Source organism: Neoasaia chiangmaiensis (genome assembly GCF_002005465.1).
GTDB classification, from domain to species: Bacteria; Pseudomonadota; Alphaproteobacteria; order Acetobacterales; family Acetobacteraceae; genus Neoasaia; species Neoasaia chiangmaiensis.
Map to the genome: position 1 here is coordinate 3,067,088 of NZ_CP014691.1, position 14,606 is coordinate 3,081,693.

Annotated in this window: 14 protein-coding genes; 4 read left to right on the forward strand and 10 right to left on the reverse strand. The window is 61.1% G+C overall.

The window, feature by feature from the left end:
- Window positions 1-5 precede the first annotated feature (5 nt).
- Both A0U93_RS14500 and A0U93_RS14505 read right to left on the reverse strand, forming a co-directional pair.
- Window positions 6-2,165 carry an AsmA family protein gene (locus A0U93_RS14500; RefSeq protein WP_245824941.1) on the reverse strand — a complete coding sequence of 720 codons (2,160 nt, stop codon included), beginning with the start codon at window positions 2,163-2,165 and terminating at the stop codon, window positions 6-8.
- A 25-nt stretch (window positions 2,166-2,190) separates the two neighbouring features.
- Window positions 2,191-2,499 carry a hypothetical protein gene (locus A0U93_RS14505; protein WP_077807954.1) on the reverse strand — a complete coding sequence of 103 codons (309 nt, stop codon included), beginning with the start codon at window positions 2,497-2,499 and terminating at the stop codon, window positions 2,191-2,193.
- Between the two features lie 108 nt (window positions 2,500-2,607).
- On the opposite strand from A0U93_RS14505, the gene A0U93_RS14510 reads away from it, so the two are divergent.
- Entirely contained in the window at window positions 2,608-3,144 is a 537-nt protein-coding gene (locus tag A0U93_RS14510; protein ID WP_077807955.1) for a biliverdin-producing heme oxygenase, read from the forward strand.
- 9 nt (window positions 3,145-3,153) lie between these two features.
- On the opposite strand, the gene lepA is transcribed toward A0U93_RS14510, so the two are convergent.
- The 6 genes from lepA to efp all read right to left on the reverse strand — a co-directional run bounded on the left by lepA (window position 3,154) and on the right by efp (window position 9,558).
- Entirely contained in the window at window positions 3,154-4,956 is a 1,803-nt protein-coding gene (gene lepA, locus A0U93_RS14515) for a translation elongation factor 4 (protein WP_077808575.1), read from the reverse strand.
- Between the two features lie 87 nt (window positions 4,957-5,043).
- The gene (locus A0U93_RS14520) at window positions 5,044-6,048 is read right to left on the reverse strand and encodes a peptidoglycan -binding protein (protein WP_077807956.1); all 1,005 of its coding nucleotides are present in this window, start codon (window positions 6,046-6,048) and stop codon (window positions 5,044-5,046) included.
- A 9-nt stretch (window positions 6,049-6,057) separates the two neighbouring features.
- Entirely contained in the window at window positions 6,058-7,227 is a 1,170-nt protein-coding gene (locus A0U93_RS14525) for a flagellar motor protein MotA (protein WP_077807957.1), read from the reverse strand.
- Window positions 7,224-8,033 carry an OmpA family protein gene (locus A0U93_RS14530; RefSeq protein ID WP_147150680.1) on the reverse strand — a complete coding sequence of 270 codons (810 nt, stop codon included), beginning with the start codon at window positions 8,031-8,033 and terminating at the stop codon, window positions 7,224-7,226. The genes A0U93_RS14525 and A0U93_RS14530 overlap by 4 nt, the downstream gene beginning before the upstream one ends.
- A 66-nt stretch (window positions 8,034-8,099) precedes the next feature.
- On the reverse strand, window positions 8,100-8,930 hold the full coding sequence (locus tag A0U93_RS14535) for an inositol monophosphatase family protein (RefSeq protein WP_077807958.1): 831 nt from the start codon (window positions 8,928-8,930) through the stop codon (window positions 8,100-8,102).
- Between the two features lie 61 nt (window positions 8,931-8,991).
- Entirely contained in the window at window positions 8,992-9,558 is a 567-nt protein-coding gene (efp, locus tag A0U93_RS14540; protein WP_077807959.1) for an elongation factor P, read from the reverse strand.
- A 256-nt stretch (window positions 9,559-9,814) separates the two neighbouring features.
- Between efp and A0U93_RS14545 the strand changes: the two genes are divergently transcribed.
- Window positions 9,815-10,120 carry a carboxymuconolactone decarboxylase family protein gene (locus A0U93_RS14545; RefSeq protein ID WP_077807960.1) on the forward strand — a complete coding sequence of 102 codons (306 nt, stop codon included), beginning with the start codon at window positions 9,815-9,817 and terminating at the stop codon, window positions 10,118-10,120.
- An 18-nt stretch (window positions 10,121-10,138) separates the two neighbouring features.
- Here the strand turns inward: A0U93_RS14545 and A0U93_RS14550 are convergent, their stop codons facing one another.
- Both A0U93_RS14550 and A0U93_RS14555 read right to left on the reverse strand, forming a co-directional pair.
- A complete protein-coding gene (locus A0U93_RS14550) occupies window positions 10,139-12,112 on the reverse strand; it encodes a glycosyltransferase family 61 protein (protein WP_169852778.1) in 1,974 nt (657 codons plus the stop codon).
- Window positions 12,113-12,230: 118 nt separating this feature from the next.
- Window positions 12,231-12,815 carry a YqgE/AlgH family protein gene (locus A0U93_RS14555; protein WP_077808576.1) on the reverse strand — a complete coding sequence of 195 codons (585 nt, stop codon included), beginning with the start codon at window positions 12,813-12,815 and terminating at the stop codon, window positions 12,231-12,233.
- Between the two features lie 120 nt (window positions 12,816-12,935).
- Here A0U93_RS14555 and A0U93_RS14560 point away from each other — a divergent pair, with 120 nt between their 5' ends.
- The gene (locus A0U93_RS14560) at window positions 12,936-13,691 is read left to right on the forward strand and encodes an SDR family NAD(P)-dependent oxidoreductase (RefSeq protein WP_077808577.1); all 756 of its coding nucleotides are present in this window, start codon (window positions 12,936-12,938) and stop codon (window positions 13,689-13,691) included.
- Window positions 13,684-14,586 carry a PPK2 family polyphosphate kinase gene (locus tag A0U93_RS14565; protein WP_245824943.1) on the forward strand — a complete coding sequence of 301 codons (903 nt, stop codon included), beginning with the start codon at window positions 13,684-13,686 and terminating at the stop codon, window positions 14,584-14,586. The genes A0U93_RS14560 and A0U93_RS14565 overlap by 8 nt, the downstream gene beginning before the upstream one ends.
- The last annotated feature ends 20 nt before the right edge of the window (window positions 14,587-14,606 follow it).

Below are 14,606 nucleotides of genomic sequence, written 5' to 3' on the forward strand. Positions count from 1 at the left end.
CACGATCAGTCATGATGCATCTTTTTCAGCCATGCATCGTGGATCTGGGCCGCGCTCTTTGGTGGAGAGGTAACGGCCTTCCGCCGCTTGTGCTGCGATGCAACCGCCTTCGGCGCCGAGTGCGCGGGCTGCACGACCGCCTTGCCGGCACCCGTCGTCGAGCCCGGCGCGATTCCGGCAGCCGGCGCGGCATTGGCCTGCTGGATCGCGTCTTCGCAGACGCTGCCCTTGCCCACGCCGAACTGGATGGTCGGGAGAAGCGCTGCCGGTGGGAAAAGAACCCCAAGCCCGACGGCCGCGGCGGTCCGGCCGATCAGCTCCGCGCCTGGAAGGACGGTTGGGCTCCTGATCGGTCCGGAGATGTTCACGGCGCCAGGCAGGGACAGGATATTGAAATGAAGCGAGCGCGTCGTGACGTGATAATCCAGCGTATCGTTCCGCATATCCACCGTGCCCGTGCCGATCGTGCGTGTATTGCTGGTCTGTAGCAGCAGCGAATGCGTCTGGAGGACACCCCGGCGCAACGGCAGATCGGCGATGAAGCATTGCAGGTCCGAACGTGTCGGGATGCCGATCGCCGAGAGAACGGCGCTTCCGATCTTCAGGCCGAGCAGGTCCGGCAGGAGTGCGGAAACATCGCCGCCATGATCCACTACCAGTGTGACACCGCCATTACCCCTTGCGACAAGATTCGCAACCGAGTTGCCGGTCGAGTCGAGCGTGATATGTCCGCCGAGCGTGCCCTGGCCTTTGAACGTGCCTGTCGACTGCATGAGGCGTGCGATGTCGAGCCGGGCAACATCCACTTTCAGTTTTGTCGCGAAATCGCCGTCCTTGGCAGGATTGAGCGTTGCGACCATGCCGAGTGTGCCGCGACCGACGGCGAAGTTCAGATGGCGGACGTCGATCGCGCCATTCTGGACCTTGATGTCGGCATCGATATTATCCAGCGGCAGCTTTTTGTTCTCGATGTGATCGCCATGATAGGTCAGGGTTGCATTGACAGCATTGAGCTTCGGTACGTTGATTTTCTGATCGGGCAAAATCTGGTTGCTGGTCGCCGCCTCCTTGCTCGGTCCCGAGCCGGGTTTTGCGCCGATGAATCCACCGAGGTCCTGAAGGTCCACGCGATGCGAATGCAGGCGTGCATCGACATAGGGTGGTGCCGCATGCGGGTCGACAGCGATATCGCCGCCGATGTCCGAAGAACCCATGCGGCCCATGAAGTTGTCGAAGCGAATGCGGGCGGCGGTATAATTCAGGTTGCCGGTCACATTATAGGCCGGCGTATGTGGAATCGGCACGCCGGTCAGCGCGTAAAGCAGCGCCATATCCGGACCCGCGAAGTGCAGAGCCAGTCTGGTGCCCTTGAAATGCAGCGGATCGTCGACGGTGCCACGCAGCGTGACGTAGGTCGGGCCGTTCGCCAGACGCGCATCAATCGGATAGGGATGCGTCTCGTTGGTCAGGGTCAGTAATGAACCCCCGACGATATGGCCGGTAATAGGCGCCTTGGCATACTGGCCCTTGAGGTCGATGACGACGCTGCCATCGTCGCCGTTCTGTGCCGGCGTCGTGTGAACCAGCGCATGCATATCCGTATGCATCCTGGCGATTGCCAGGCGTATGTCGCCGTTCGTGATCGTGAGATCGCCGATCCTGGGGATTGACGACGAACTGCTACTTCCCTTCGACGGGTTGCTGGTACTGCCGAAGGTATAATTGTTCTTCCCATCCAGAAGGGAAACGATATCGCCTTTTGGCGTGTCCACCAGAATATTCGGCAGGAAAAGACCCCCGCCCGTCAGATAACGCCATACGTTTGCCGACACGGTAATGCGACGCGCCGATGCGAAATCGTCCTTTTCCTGCTCGAAGCCTGCCGGTTGCTTGATGTCGAGATCATCGACCGAGACGGTCGTCGTGAGGCCAAGCCGGACGTGCAGGTGCGCGATCGTAACGGGGCGATTCAACGCTGCCGATGCCTTTCGGTCGATGAGCGGAACGAACCAGTCCCAACGCCAGAAAATGATCAGGAGCGCGATCAGAACAACCAGAACGCCCAGTATGCCGCCGAAGATGCGAAGGGCGGGGCGTCGTTTTTTCGGTGTCGCAGGGGGGTGGGCCGTTGCCGAGTGGCCCTGCTCATCGTGTGTGGTGGACACCAGCAGATTCTCCGGTCGGGACGTATCAGTTTTGTGGCGACGCACTGCCCGGCGTCATGCTCTGTGTCGAATTCTGGGTGTTCTGTTCGTTCTGCTGGGCACCCTGCTGTTGCTTGGCGTCCTCACGCGCCTTCTTGCGGGCTTCGTGACGCCGGGCCATGCCCGCCGCGCATCCGCCGGCAGCACCGGCCTTGGCATGTCCCTTGCCCACGAAATGACCCGCGATACCGCCCGCCGTCGCGCCCTTGATGCAGCCGCCCGGCTCCGCCAGGGCGGGCGTCGCGAAAAGCGCTCCCGTCAGGAAAACGGAAGGAAGCAAACGGTTGAAGGGCATGGCTGTTTTCCTTGTCCTGAGGTGAAAGTCGGCATATTCGACTATTCCGGTCTAATACGATCCACAGGCCGGGCAGTTCCGCCAATAAGCGCAGACGAAAGAGCAACGGTGACAGCATCCATATCGCCAGGAGCCGAGCAACTCGCGATCCTGCGACGCGCCATGCGTGGCGTACATGAGCAGACCGACAGGAAATTTTCCGTTTTCGATTTGAGGAAAAGCGCCGATTACGCTGCTTTTCTACAGGCTCATAGTCGGGTGCTGACGTGGATCGAACCTGCATTGCTCGCCGCGCCGAATTTGCCCGAGTGGTTGCCTCGTCGTGATTTTATCGAAAGCGATCTGAACGAACTGGGCATCGCCCTGCCACAGAAGATCGATGCCGCCATGCCGCAGGAAGACGGGGCCTTGCTGGGGGCTGTTTATGTTCTGGAGGGCTCACGTCTCGGTGGGCGCTGGCTTGCGGAACAAGTGCCGGTAGATATGCCGCGCCGATATCTCGGCGCGGCGCACCCTCAGGGCAGTTGGGCCCGTTTTCTTCGCGCCCTAGAGGAGGCTTTCGAGAAACACCCTGAATATGGTCCCGGCGCACTGGCCGGGGCGCATGCGGTTTTTGCCGCGTTTGATCGGGCGGCGGGCGGATAACCGTTCCGGTCAGTCCATTTTCAAAGCGGCAAGGAATGCGCTCTGCGGAATCTCGACCTTACCGAACTGCCGCATGCGCTTCTTGCCTTCCTTCTGCTTTTCCAGAAGCTTGCGCTTACGTGAGATATCGCCGCCATAGCATTTGGCGGTGACGTCTTTGGACATTGCACCGATGGTCTCGCGGGCGATGACACGCGACCCGATGGCCGCCTGAATGGCGATCTTGAAGAGCTGACGGGGGATCAGTTCCTTGAGCTTCCCGCAGATGGCACGGCCGCGTGTTTCGGCAACCGAACGATGCGCAACGAATGCCAGCGCATCAACCGGCTCCTGATTGACCAGGATCGAAATGCGTACGAGGTCGCTCTCCTCGTAGCCATCCATCTGGTAGTCGAAGCTGGCATAGCCGCGCGTCAATGACTTCAGTCGATCATAGAAATCGAACACGACTTCATTGAGTGGCAGCTTGTAGACAGCCATGGCGCGATTGCCGACATAGGTGAGGTCGAGCTGCACGCCGCGCCGCTCGCTGCAGAGCGTCAGGACGGAACCGAGATAATCGTCCTGCACCATGATCGTTGCCTTGATCCACGGCTCCTCGATTTTCTCGATCTTGCCCGGATCGGGCATGTCCGCGGGATTATGCAAGTCTTCCTGCGTGCCGTCCGTCAGGAACATCCGGTAGACGACGGACGGTGCGGTCGCGATGAGATCGAGGTTGAACTCCCGGGAAAGGCGCTCCTGTATGATCTCCAGATGCAGCAGTCCCAGGAAGCCGCAACGGAATCCGAAGCCGAGGGCCGCGGACGTCTCCGCCTCGAAGTGGAAGGAAGCATCGTTGAGGCGCAACTTGGCCAAGGAGTCGCGCAATTTCTCGAAATCGTCGGCATCGACCGGGAACAGGCCGCACCAGACCACGGGAATGGAGGGCTTGAAGCCGGCAAGTGCCTTTTCCGCCGGGCGTCGGTCGAGCGTGACCGTATCACCGACAGCGACATCCGCGACGGTTTTGATGGCAGCGTTGATGTAGCCCATCTCGCCCGGACCGAGTGCTTCGACGGGGGACATCTTCGGCAGAAACACGCCGACCTGATCGACATGATAGGTCGAACCCGCCTGCATCATGCGAATCCGGTCGCCACGGTGCAGCGTGCCTTCCATGATTCGCACAAGAATGATGACGCCCAGATAAGGGTCGTACCAACTATCGACGAGAAGTGCCTGCAGCGGCGCATCCGGATCACCTTTCGGAGCGGGTAGCCGCTGCACAAGAGCCTCCAGGACGCCTTCGATGTTCAGGCCGGTCTTGGCGGAAATCTCGACGGCATCGTCCGCCGGAATACCGATCACTTCCTCGATCTGCGCACGAACCCGTTCGACATCGGCTGCCGGGAGATCGACCTTGTTGAGGACCGGCACGATCTCGTGGTTGGCATCGATCGCCTGATAGACGTTCGCGAGGGTTTGCGCTTCGACACCCTGCGAGGCATCGACAACGAGAAGCGATCCTTCGCACGCTGCCAGACTACGGCTGACTTCGTAAGCGAAGTCGACATGGCCCGGCGTGTCCATCAGGTTGAGCGTATAGGTATTGCCATCCTTGGCAGGGTAGGTCAGCCGGACGGTCTGGGCCTTGATGGTGATGCCGCGTTCCTGTTCCAGCTCCATGCTGTCCAGGACCTGGTTCTTCATTTCGCGTGCGGTCAGGGCGCCACAGGCCTGAATCATGCGGTCGGCCAGGGTCGATTTGCCATGGTCGATATGCGCGATGATGGAGAAGTTGCGGATAAGGGAAAGCGGAGTGCCGGTCATGGCGCGATACATAGGTGATTCACGCCGCCTTGTCAGCGGCGTTCGATGCTTGCATGCCCCGATGCGCGCGTTTTATTTTCGTGCGCCTCAGCGATCCGTCAGTCTGAATTCGATCCGGCGGTTGCGTGCATAGGCGGCAGGCGTATCGGCATTGTCCAGCGGCTGGAAGTCAGCGAAGCCGGTGGCCGCAAGATGCCGTGGGTCGACGCCTTCATGGATCAGCACGCGAACGACCGTGATCGCGCGCGCGGAGGACAATTCCCAGTTGCTGGGAAAGGCGCTGTGGATAGGCTGGCGATCGGCATGACCATCGATCCGCAGGATCCACGGAATATCTGTCGGGATCTGACTGGAAACCTGCTTGAACGTATGCGCCAGCGTCGCGATCTCGCGTTCGCCTTCCGGCGTCAGCGTGGCGCTGCCTTGCGGAAACAGGATCGAGCTTTGGAAAACGAAGCGGTCCCCGACGATCTCGACACCCTGCTGGTTCTTGAGGATATCGCGCAGGCGACCAAAGAATTCGGAACGATAGCGCTTGAGCTGGTTGACCCTGTCGGCGAGCGCCACGTTCAGTTTGTTGCCGAGATCCGTTATCTGCGCATCGCGGGCGGCCATGTCCTTTTTGGCGATATCGAGCGCCTGTCCGATGGCCTGAAGCTGCTGGTTCAACTGATCCAGCTGCGACTTGAGCTGCGCGATCGTGGCCTGATCGCTCTGGGTCGCCTGTCCGGCCGCGGCCAGAGCCTGATCCTTCTGGGCGATCGTGCCGGTCAACGTGCCGATCTGCGCGGTCAGTGCGTCGGCCTGCGCTTTCGTCCTGTCGCGCTCCGTCGTCAGGGAGGCGACCATTGCGTCAAGCTGATGGTTGCGATCCTGCGTCATGGACAGCGTGCGTTCGAGCGCTGATAGCTGCTGCCTGAGTGCGTCCAGCGTGTGTGTTCGCCGATTGAGCGATACGGACAGGAAAGCCTGACCCAGCACGAAGACGAGCAGCACGAAAGTGACGACCATCAGCAACGTGGACAGCGCGTCCACGTAGCCGGGCCATGCATCCAGCGTGTTGGGCGACGAACGGCGATTGCGACGAGCCATATGCGTGCCTCAGCCGAGTTGCTGGGACTGGGCGTTCGTCGAACCCGACGAAGCGGCGATCGTGCGGGCCAAAACGCGCAGATCGTTCCGGATTTCCCCGCTGACCTGCGCGCGGCCTTCGTGCAGTTCCTCGATCAGGCGGACCATCAGGCCTTCGATCCGGGCCAATTGATCGCGACCCTGGCGAGCGTCGTCGAAAGACGCGGTTCCGGGCGTGGATGCCTCGCCAACCTGCTTGAGGAATGGCACGAGCGCGACCTGCGCTTCCGCCACGCGGCTCATGAGTTTCTGATTGGCGGAGAGCAGTTCCGTCATGCCGCGCAGGCGCTCCTGAAGGCCATCGAGCAGCTGCATCTGCCGGACCCGGCCTTCCTCGCCACGGGAGACGACGTTTTGCAGGGTTTCGAGGTTTTCGGCCGTCTGCTCGAGCAGCGCCTGAACATAGGCCGGCACGGACGTATCGCTGATTTCCGGTCCCGCGCCACCGAAGCGGGTAACGCCAGCCAGCCATTCCTCGAGCTCGTTGAAGAAGCGGGTTTGCGCCTGTCCGGCCGTCAGATCAAGGAAACCCAGCACGAGCGCGCTGGCGAGGCCGAACATCGAGCCGGAAAATGCCGTTGACATGCCGTGCAGGGGCTGTGCCAGACCGCTTTTCAACTGAGCGAACATGGCGTCGAGATCGCCGCTGCCGACCGACATGCCGCCAATGACGTTCGCGATCGAACTGACGGTCAGCAGCAGTCCGTAGAATGTTCCCAGAAGGCCGAGGAAGATGAGCAGCCCGGTCATGTAGCGGGAGATTTCCCGCGATTCGTCCAGCCTGGATGATAGACTGTCCAGCATCGCCTGCGTGGCATGCGTGGAAAGCGTGAACCGGTCCGTGCGATTGCGTGCTGCCAGCATGCTGGCCATCGGCGCGAGGAGGCGGGGTGGGTTCGGCGGCGCCAGACCTGTGCGCGGGTGCCGTAGCATCTCCACCCAGCGTACTTCCGGCATCAGGCGCTGCACGATGCGCAGGTTCCAGAGAATCCCGAACATCAGGATCGCTAGGATGAGCCCATTGAGCAGTGGATTATTGAAGAACGCGGCGTAAAGCGTCGAAGACAGCAGGGCCGCTACGGCGAGGACGAGCAACAGGAACAGGCCCATCCGGAGCAGGAAGATCGTCGGTTTTGTCACGGGGCGGCCTTCGGGGCAGGGGTGGAGGTTTGCGGCGCGACGCCAAACTGGGCCTGATTGGCATTGGCGGGGACAGCGCCCTGCGCGGAGATGTCCAGACGATCGCGCGGCGCCTGATCGGAGGAGGGCGGCAGTCCGATGGCGCGCGGATAAATCCGCGTGGTGGCGACCCCGGCATTGATCAATACGGAACGGACAGCCAGCGCACGGGCCAATGCCACGCGCCGTGGTGTGGAGAGATCGTCCGGATTGCCGTTCGCATAGGCGAGCAGTGTCAGGCGAAGCCCGGGATTTCGGGCATATTCCGCGCCGATGTCTTTCAGTTTCGATAGCGTATCCGGATTGAGGTCGGCGCTGTCCGGATCGAACGTCAATTGCAGGCCATCCGGATGCATCGTGAGCGTGTTCTTCGCGGTGGCGACGGCCGTTACGGGGGCCGCGGGGACCGGCGGATGGGTAGCGACCGCGACGGCGGGCGGCGGAATGACGACGGGCGCCGGCGGATGGGGCGGCACATCGGGTGGTGCGCCCACACGCTGCGACGCGGTTGCGTGCGGCTGAGCCGGGATAGGCGCCTGTTTCGTCTGTGACTTGGCGTCGGGTTGCGCGGCGCTTGAACTGGTGTGACGCGGGTGGAGGGCCTGCGTCGATGGACTGGCCGCGTTCTTCTTTGCGGGAGGTGCTTCGGGCAGGGCCTCGATATTGGTCGAGACCTGCGCGCGAGCCGATTGGCCAGACGCTGCCGTCATGAATGCGGCGGCGCATATCGCCAGGATCGGAGAGGGGGAGCGAAGCGGCCGGTTCATATCGGAGGCGATCCTAGCCGCGTCACGTTGCGCCTAGCAATGCCTCCGCTTGTGACGATTTGCGAATCAGGCTTTGCGGGTCAGTGCCTCGTGCACGATGTTGCGCAGCGGACCATGCAGATGAGCATTGCCCGCCACCACGTTCACGTCATCGTCGAGGTCGGTGATTTCATGACCTTCGGGGTCGGTGGCATAGCCGCCGGCTTCACGCACTAGTAGAAGCCCCGCCGCGCAATCCCAGGGCTTGAGGCCGATTTCCCAGAACCCTTCGTAGCGACCTGCCGCCACCCAGGCGAGATCGAGCGCCGCGGCGCCAAAGCGACGGATGCCGGCGACCTGCGGCATCAGCGCGCCGAGCGTGCGGGCGAACGGCAGGCGACGTTGCGCGGGGACCTTCGCGAAGGGAATGCCTGTTGCGAAAAGCGCCTCGGACATCTCGCGCCGCGCGGAGACACGCAGACGGCGCTCGTTTAGGAAGGCGCCCACGCCTTTTTCCGCCCAGAACATCTCGTTATTGACCGGGTTATAGACCAGCGCGGCCGCCATCTCCGTCAGGCCATCGGAGAGCTTGCGCTGCAAGCCAATCGAGATGGCCCATTGCGGGATGCCATGCAGGAAATTCGATGTGCCGTCCAGCGGATCGACGATCCAGCGCCATGTCCAGTTATCACCGCCCGAAGCACCGCTTTCCTCCATCAGGAAAGCGTAGCCCGGACGCGCGCGTGCAAGTTCCTCGCGGATCGTCGTTTCCGCGCGCAGGTCGGCCTGCGATACGAAATCGCCCGGCCCCTTGATGCTGACCTGCAGTTGCTCGACTTCTGCGAAATCGCGCAACAGGCGTCGGGCCGCTTTCTGGGCAGCGTTCTGCATGACGGTCATGTGCGGGGACAGGCGCATGGCGTTGGTTTCCGATCGGTCGTTTAAAAGAACAGGGAGTAATAGGAGTTTGCCGGGCGCGTCAGCCCTTTGCACGCTCCACGTAGCTGGCGTCTTCCGTGCGGATGACCACGCGTTCGCCGGCCTCGATGAACGGCGGCACCATGGTCTTGACGCCATTGGACAGGACAGCCGGCTTGTAGGAGGAGCTGGCGGTCTGGCCCTTGACGACCGGATCGGCCTCGACGATTTCCAGCGTGACCTGCGGCGGAAGGGACACGCCGACCGGATCGCCTTCGACCAGCTTGACGTTCAGCGGCATGTTGTCCTGGAGGAAAGGCAGCTGGTCGCCGAAGATGTCCTTGTGCAGCATGACCTGCTCGAAGGTCTCCGGATCCATCAGGACGATGTTGTCGCCGTCCTCGTAGGAGTAGTTGTAATCCTTGTCCTCCGTCATCAGGCGCTCGACCGAATCGGCCGTGCGCCAGCGTTCGTTGGTCTTGTTCCCCGTGTTCAGATCACGCATCTCGACCTGGATGAAGGCACCGCCCTTGCCGGGCGTGATGATCTGCTGCTTGAGGACCGTCCAGCGACGGCCTTCGTGCTCGATGACCTGACCGGCGCGAATGAGGTTCGCCTGCTGTTTCATAAGAATGTTCCCGGGGTTCGACGATGTGCTTGGCGCACAGGAATGACGCGGGCTTCTAACGCTCTCGCGGCCGAAGGGCAAGCGATTGCGCTCCGCAAGCTGTGATCGGGACAGGGCGTTTTGCCGTTCTTGGCATTGCCGCCTTTGGATATGATCGACCGGGCAGTTATGTGGTGCCGGCGTTGCGCTATCGAGCAAGCCGGGCCGCCCGATAGCGTCTGATCGAGACGCGATGAGGCAGGAAAGATCAACATCCATGTATGACATGAAGAAACTCGGCAATCTGGCGACGATCAACAAAAGCGCCCCGGCAGCGACCAAGGCGTTCTGGGCATTCAATGAAGCGGCATTCGCGGATGGGGCTCTGGACCGTCTGACCAAGGAACTGATCGCGCTCGGCGTCGCGCTGACAACGCAGTGCCCGTATTGTATCGAGTTGCACACGAAGGCAGCCCGTGAAGCAGGTGCGACGGACGCTCAATTGTCCGAGGCGGCAATGGTTGCGGCGGCGATTCGTGCTGGTGGTGCCGTCACGCACGCCACGCATATGTTTGAGGGCTGAGACCCTGTATCTGGCGCGTTAGTTTTCGGTGATCCGCTCGAGCAATGCCATGAGCGGTTCGATGCCGATCCAGTAGGAACGCAGGTGCGGCGGGAGATCATTTTTTTCCGTCGCGCCATACAGGGCGGCGTAGCGTAGGCCGCGCAGGGCGGCGAGATCCCAGAAGAACGGCTCGATCCAGCCGTCTGGCGCCAGAAAGATAACTTTTGCTCCCGGCCTGGCGAAGGCAAGATTGGTCATGGCGGCCCCCATGCACCCCACGATGACATCGGCGTTTGCGAAAAGGGAGACCTGCTCATCGAAGCTCTGCGTATCGATCACGCACGTCTGGAAACCGGCGGCTGCAAGTTCTCTTTCGACATCGTCATGGTTGAGAAGTGTGCGCGAATAAGGCGCTCGCCGCGAGACGAAGAGAAGACGCGGGCCGTCTTGCGGCAGGTCCGCGGTAATGCGTCGATACAAGGTATCGAGCGCGTCCGGAGATTTTGTCAGGGGATGATTGCTGACCGGTGATGCATAGAACAGTGTCCTGCTGCGATAGAGCCGAAAAGGGTGCAGGTATTGTAGCGAGATGTTGGTCAGGCCGCGGACATAGCGAATGATGCTCTGAACCTTGATGGTATCGAGATGCTCATTGGCGGAATCCATCAGAATTCGGATATGGCGATTCGGATATGCTTCCCGCAGGGCGAATGCGGCTTCCATGCGCGGCAGGTCGTCCACGAGCCAGTGGCCGTAATTTCCCACGCCTGCCGAACCGACATAGAGATGAATGGTGTCTGCCTCGTTCGGAATATCGATCCAGAACATCTGGCGGATTTCCCGGGGCAGGGGGGCGGTAACGTAACCGCGGTCGTTCGGTCGGTAGGTCTCGTACAGCATGGTCAGACCATGGCCTTCGCCGAGGTAGATGACCGATCCGAGAAGGAAAGCATGCTTCAGGTGGACGAGCAGGGAAGCGGGATTTTCCTGGTCGATTTGCTGGTAGAGCCTGCGGACCGCATCGGCAAAATCCGGCTCGGCATGCAGGAGCGGCTCAGGGCGGCCATAGTGCCTGCTTGGATAAAGTTCGCGGATAAGCTCGATGCCCGGGCAATCCTGTGACAGGGCCTCGGCGCAACTGATGTATCGCCGTTCGTCTCCGATTGCGTCGGCATCCTCGAAAATATCGTCCATGCGCGTTTTGCCCAGAATGAAGTTGGGAGTATCGGCGTAATCGTTGGTGTAGTTGTCGGGAAGGTGATGGACCCAGCACATCGGGTCCGGCATCGTCGTGCCCGGCTTCAGGGGGACGACCATGCGCGAGGGGAAATCGGCGGGGACGTCCGTCCAGGTCAGGCCCATGGCGGCGCGTTCCGGCGTACCCCATTCCACCAGCGACCGGCTTTCGATCCGGTCCGCTGCCGGGCTTTCGAGATATTGGGGCATCATATGCCGTTCGACGATGAACATGCCCGCATAGGGGACGTCGAGCGAGATGAAATCACGACCATCGATACGGACCATGGTCTTGCCGGAAAGGCGCTGTCGGCCCTGCTGATCCGTCGTGAAGATATCGCCTTCCCGGACATTGAATTCGTAGCGAACGAAGCCGGGTAGCAGGCCGTAGGGTGTGAGATTTTCGGAAAAGTCGAGAAAGTATTGGAGATTGGAACGGGTCAGTCGCAGATCGTCCTCGATATACAGGTAATGCGTATAGGCTTCCGGTAAGTTTTCATACGCATTCCGCATGGCCATCTTGTGCTGCCATGGCAGGTGTCGTGGCCGTTTCGCGACGTCGGGATGACTTGAAATGGCAATTCTGAAGGACGAGCGCTGAAGCTTGGCAAGCAGGCGAGTCAGGGTGGTCAGGCGATCTTCCTCGGCTGCCTCTGTGAAGATCACGCAGGATACATCCTGCGCACCCCATTCCGCTGCGCTGGCGATCGTCTCGAAAAGATAGCGAAGGCGTTCCGGGCGGAAAAGAAACGTGACGCACATGAAAATGCGCATGTCGCCGATTTGCGCAGCACCCTGACTCACGACCATGGGTGCCCGACAATCGGGGCAAGACCGGCGACGCATCCGGTTCGACCGTGGTCACGGGTGACGGCATGCGCCGATGGAAGGATCAAGCGTGGCCTACGACGTCGGGAAGGGTCAGTGGATCGATATCGATCGCCGCCAATGCCCGGCGCCATTTGGACTGATGATCGGCACCATAGAGAATTTCGTCACTGGCTGGCGCGATCAGCCACGCATTGCCACGAATCATCTCGTCTTCCACCTGTCCCGCGCCCCAGGCGGCATGGCCGAGTGCCAGCAGGGCCTTCTGCGGTCCATCTCCCTCGGCGATGGCACGCAGGACGTCGAGTCCGACGCTCAATACTGTGCCGTCATCGACATGCAGGCTGCCTTCGCTGCTCCAGTCCGACGAATGCAGAACGAATCCACGGGCGTTGTCGAGGGGGCCGCCTGAACAAAGCCCGATCCGGCGCGCGGGCGGATTGGGCGTGATGTCCAGCTGCGTCAGCATTTCGTCCAGGCTGGGTTGTGACAGGCGCTTGTTGACGATCAGTCCCATGGCGCCGTCTTCGCGTGAATGCGCGCAGATATAGATGACCGTCTGTGCGAACTCGGAGGTGGACAGAGCCGGGCTGGCGACAAGAAGGCGACCGGTCAGACCGGTGTCAGGATCGGTGACATCATGGTTCATGATGAAAATGTCGGCAATTGCCGCGATATTTGCAAGGTGGCGGACAATCGGCAAGTCTGACGCGTGTGAGAACGATACGAGTTGATCGAGCGTTCATGGTTCTTTCGGAAGGATGACTTTATGTCCACTGTTCTGGTGACGGGCGCCACCGCCGGCTTCGGCCACGCCATTGCAACGCGTCTTGCAAAGGAAGGGCATCGCGTTATCGCCATTGGCCGACGGATGGAGCGGCTGAACGCGTTGCGGGATGCATTGGGAAAAGACAGGCTCCTGCCGCTGGAGCTGGACATGATGGATCTTGGCGCAATCACGGCACTGCCGACAAGCCTGCCTGCGGCGTGGCGCGACGTGGATGTGCTGATCAACAACGCGGGGTTAGCGTTGGGCATGGGCAAGGCGCAGGACGCCAGCCTCGACGACTGGACGACCATGATCGCAACGAATGTGACAGGCGTTGCCGCGCTGACGCACGCCCTGCTGCCGGGCATGGTCGAACGCAATCGGGGCTATATCATTTCCCTTGGCAGCACGGCGGGAACCTATCCGTATACCGGCGGGAACGTCTATGGCGCCACGAAGGCCTTCGTCAAACAGTTCATGCAGAACTTGCGGACAGATCTGCTGGGCACGAAAATCCGTGTCACCAATATCGAGCCGGGTCTTTGCGGGGGGAGCGAGTTCAGTAACGTGCGGCTGCGCGACGATCAGAAGGCGGCCGATGTCTACAAGGACACCACGCCGTTGAATTCCGACGATATTGCCGAAACGGTGTCCTGGCTGCTGAGCCAGCCAGCGCATGTCAATATCAACCGGATCGAAATGATGCCGGTATGTCAGGCATCTGCCGGGCTAGCGGTGGACAGAACCGTTGGCTGAGCCGTCGGATGCCGCGGAGTTTGGCAAGGGACTTCCGGAGCACTATCGCATCGACGATGGCAAGGCGTTCACGCTGGCCGATATGCCGACGGCGGAGCGCGGCGACCTGGACAAGGCTACGGGCAAGGCGCTGATCCGCGCGCGGCGTGAGCGTCTTGCGACATTGCAGGAGCGTCTGGCAGCCGGTCGAACGCGTGGCGTCCTCGTGGTGTTGCAGGGGATGGACACGTCCGGAAAGGACAGTCTGATCCGCCACGTCATGAGCGGCCTCAATCCCCAGGGCACGCGTGTAACGTCTTTCAAGGCGCCGAGTGCGATCGAGCAGGAGCATGATTTCCTCTGGCGCATCCATGCCGCCGTGCCGGAGCGCGGACAGATCGGCATATTCAACCGTAGCCACTACGAAGACGTGCTGATCGCCCGCGTTCATGCCGATAAGCTGTCGTCGGAAGGGCTTGAAGGCGACCCGCATCGTCCGGAATTCTGGGACGATCGTCTTCAGGATATTCGGCATTTCGAGCGTTACCTGACGCGGCAGGGAATCATCATCGTCAAGTTCTTCCTGCATATTTCGCCCGACGAACAGCGCCAGCGCCTGCTCCGGCGGCTTAGTCGTCCGCAAAAGCGCTGGAAGTTCGATGAAAGTGATATTGCGGAGCGCGCATTCTGGCCCGCCTACGCCGATGCATACGAGCAGGCGATTCGGGGAACCGCGCGGGCTGAAGCGCCGTGGTTTGTCGTGCCTTCCGATCACAAGTGGTTTTCCCGGCTTGTGGTCATGGAAGCCCTGATCGCCACGCTGGAGGCGATAGGTCCCGAACCACCCCCGCCGTCGGACGCGGTGGAGCGCCATGTCGAGCAGCTTTCGAAACGTCTGCGTGGTGATCACGTCTGACGCATTGACATGAAGGAAAG

Coding starts and splice junctions, on each gene's coding strand:
- efp (WP_077807959.1), bottom strand. CDS start 9,558: ATGAAACAGCAGGCGAACCTCATTCGCGCCGGTCAGGTCATCGAGCAC.
- A0U93_RS14505 (WP_077807954.1), bottom strand. CDS start 2,499: ATGCCCTTCAACCGTTTGCTTCCTTCCGTTTTCCTGACGGGAGCGCTT.
- A0U93_RS14535 (WP_077807958.1), bottom strand. CDS start 8,930: ATGCGCCTGTCCCCGCACATGACCGTCATGCAGAACGCTGCCCAGAAA.
- A0U93_RS14520 (WP_077807956.1), bottom strand. CDS start 6,048: ATGGCTCGTCGCAATCGCCGTTCGTCGCCCAACACGCTGGATGCATGG.
- A0U93_RS14550 (WP_169852778.1), bottom strand. CDS start 12,112: ATGCGCATTTTCATGTGCGTCACGTTTCTTTTCCGCCCGGAACGCCTT.
- A0U93_RS14560 (WP_077808577.1), top strand. CDS start 12,936: ATGTCCACTGTTCTGGTGACGGGCGCCACCGCCGGCTTCGGCCACGCC.
- A0U93_RS14545 (WP_077807960.1), top strand. CDS start 9,815: ATGTATGACATGAAGAAACTCGGCAATCTGGCGACGATCAACAAAAGC.
- A0U93_RS14555 (WP_077808576.1), bottom strand. CDS start 12,815: ATGAACCATGATGTCACCGATCCTGACACCGGTCTGACCGGTCGCCTT.
- A0U93_RS14530 (WP_147150680.1), bottom strand. CDS start 8,033: ATGAACCGGCCGCTTCGCTCCCCCTCTCCGATCCTGGCGATATGCGCC.
- lepA (WP_077808575.1), bottom strand. CDS start 4,956: ATGACCGGCACTCCGCTTTCCCTTATCCGCAACTTCTCCATCATCGCG.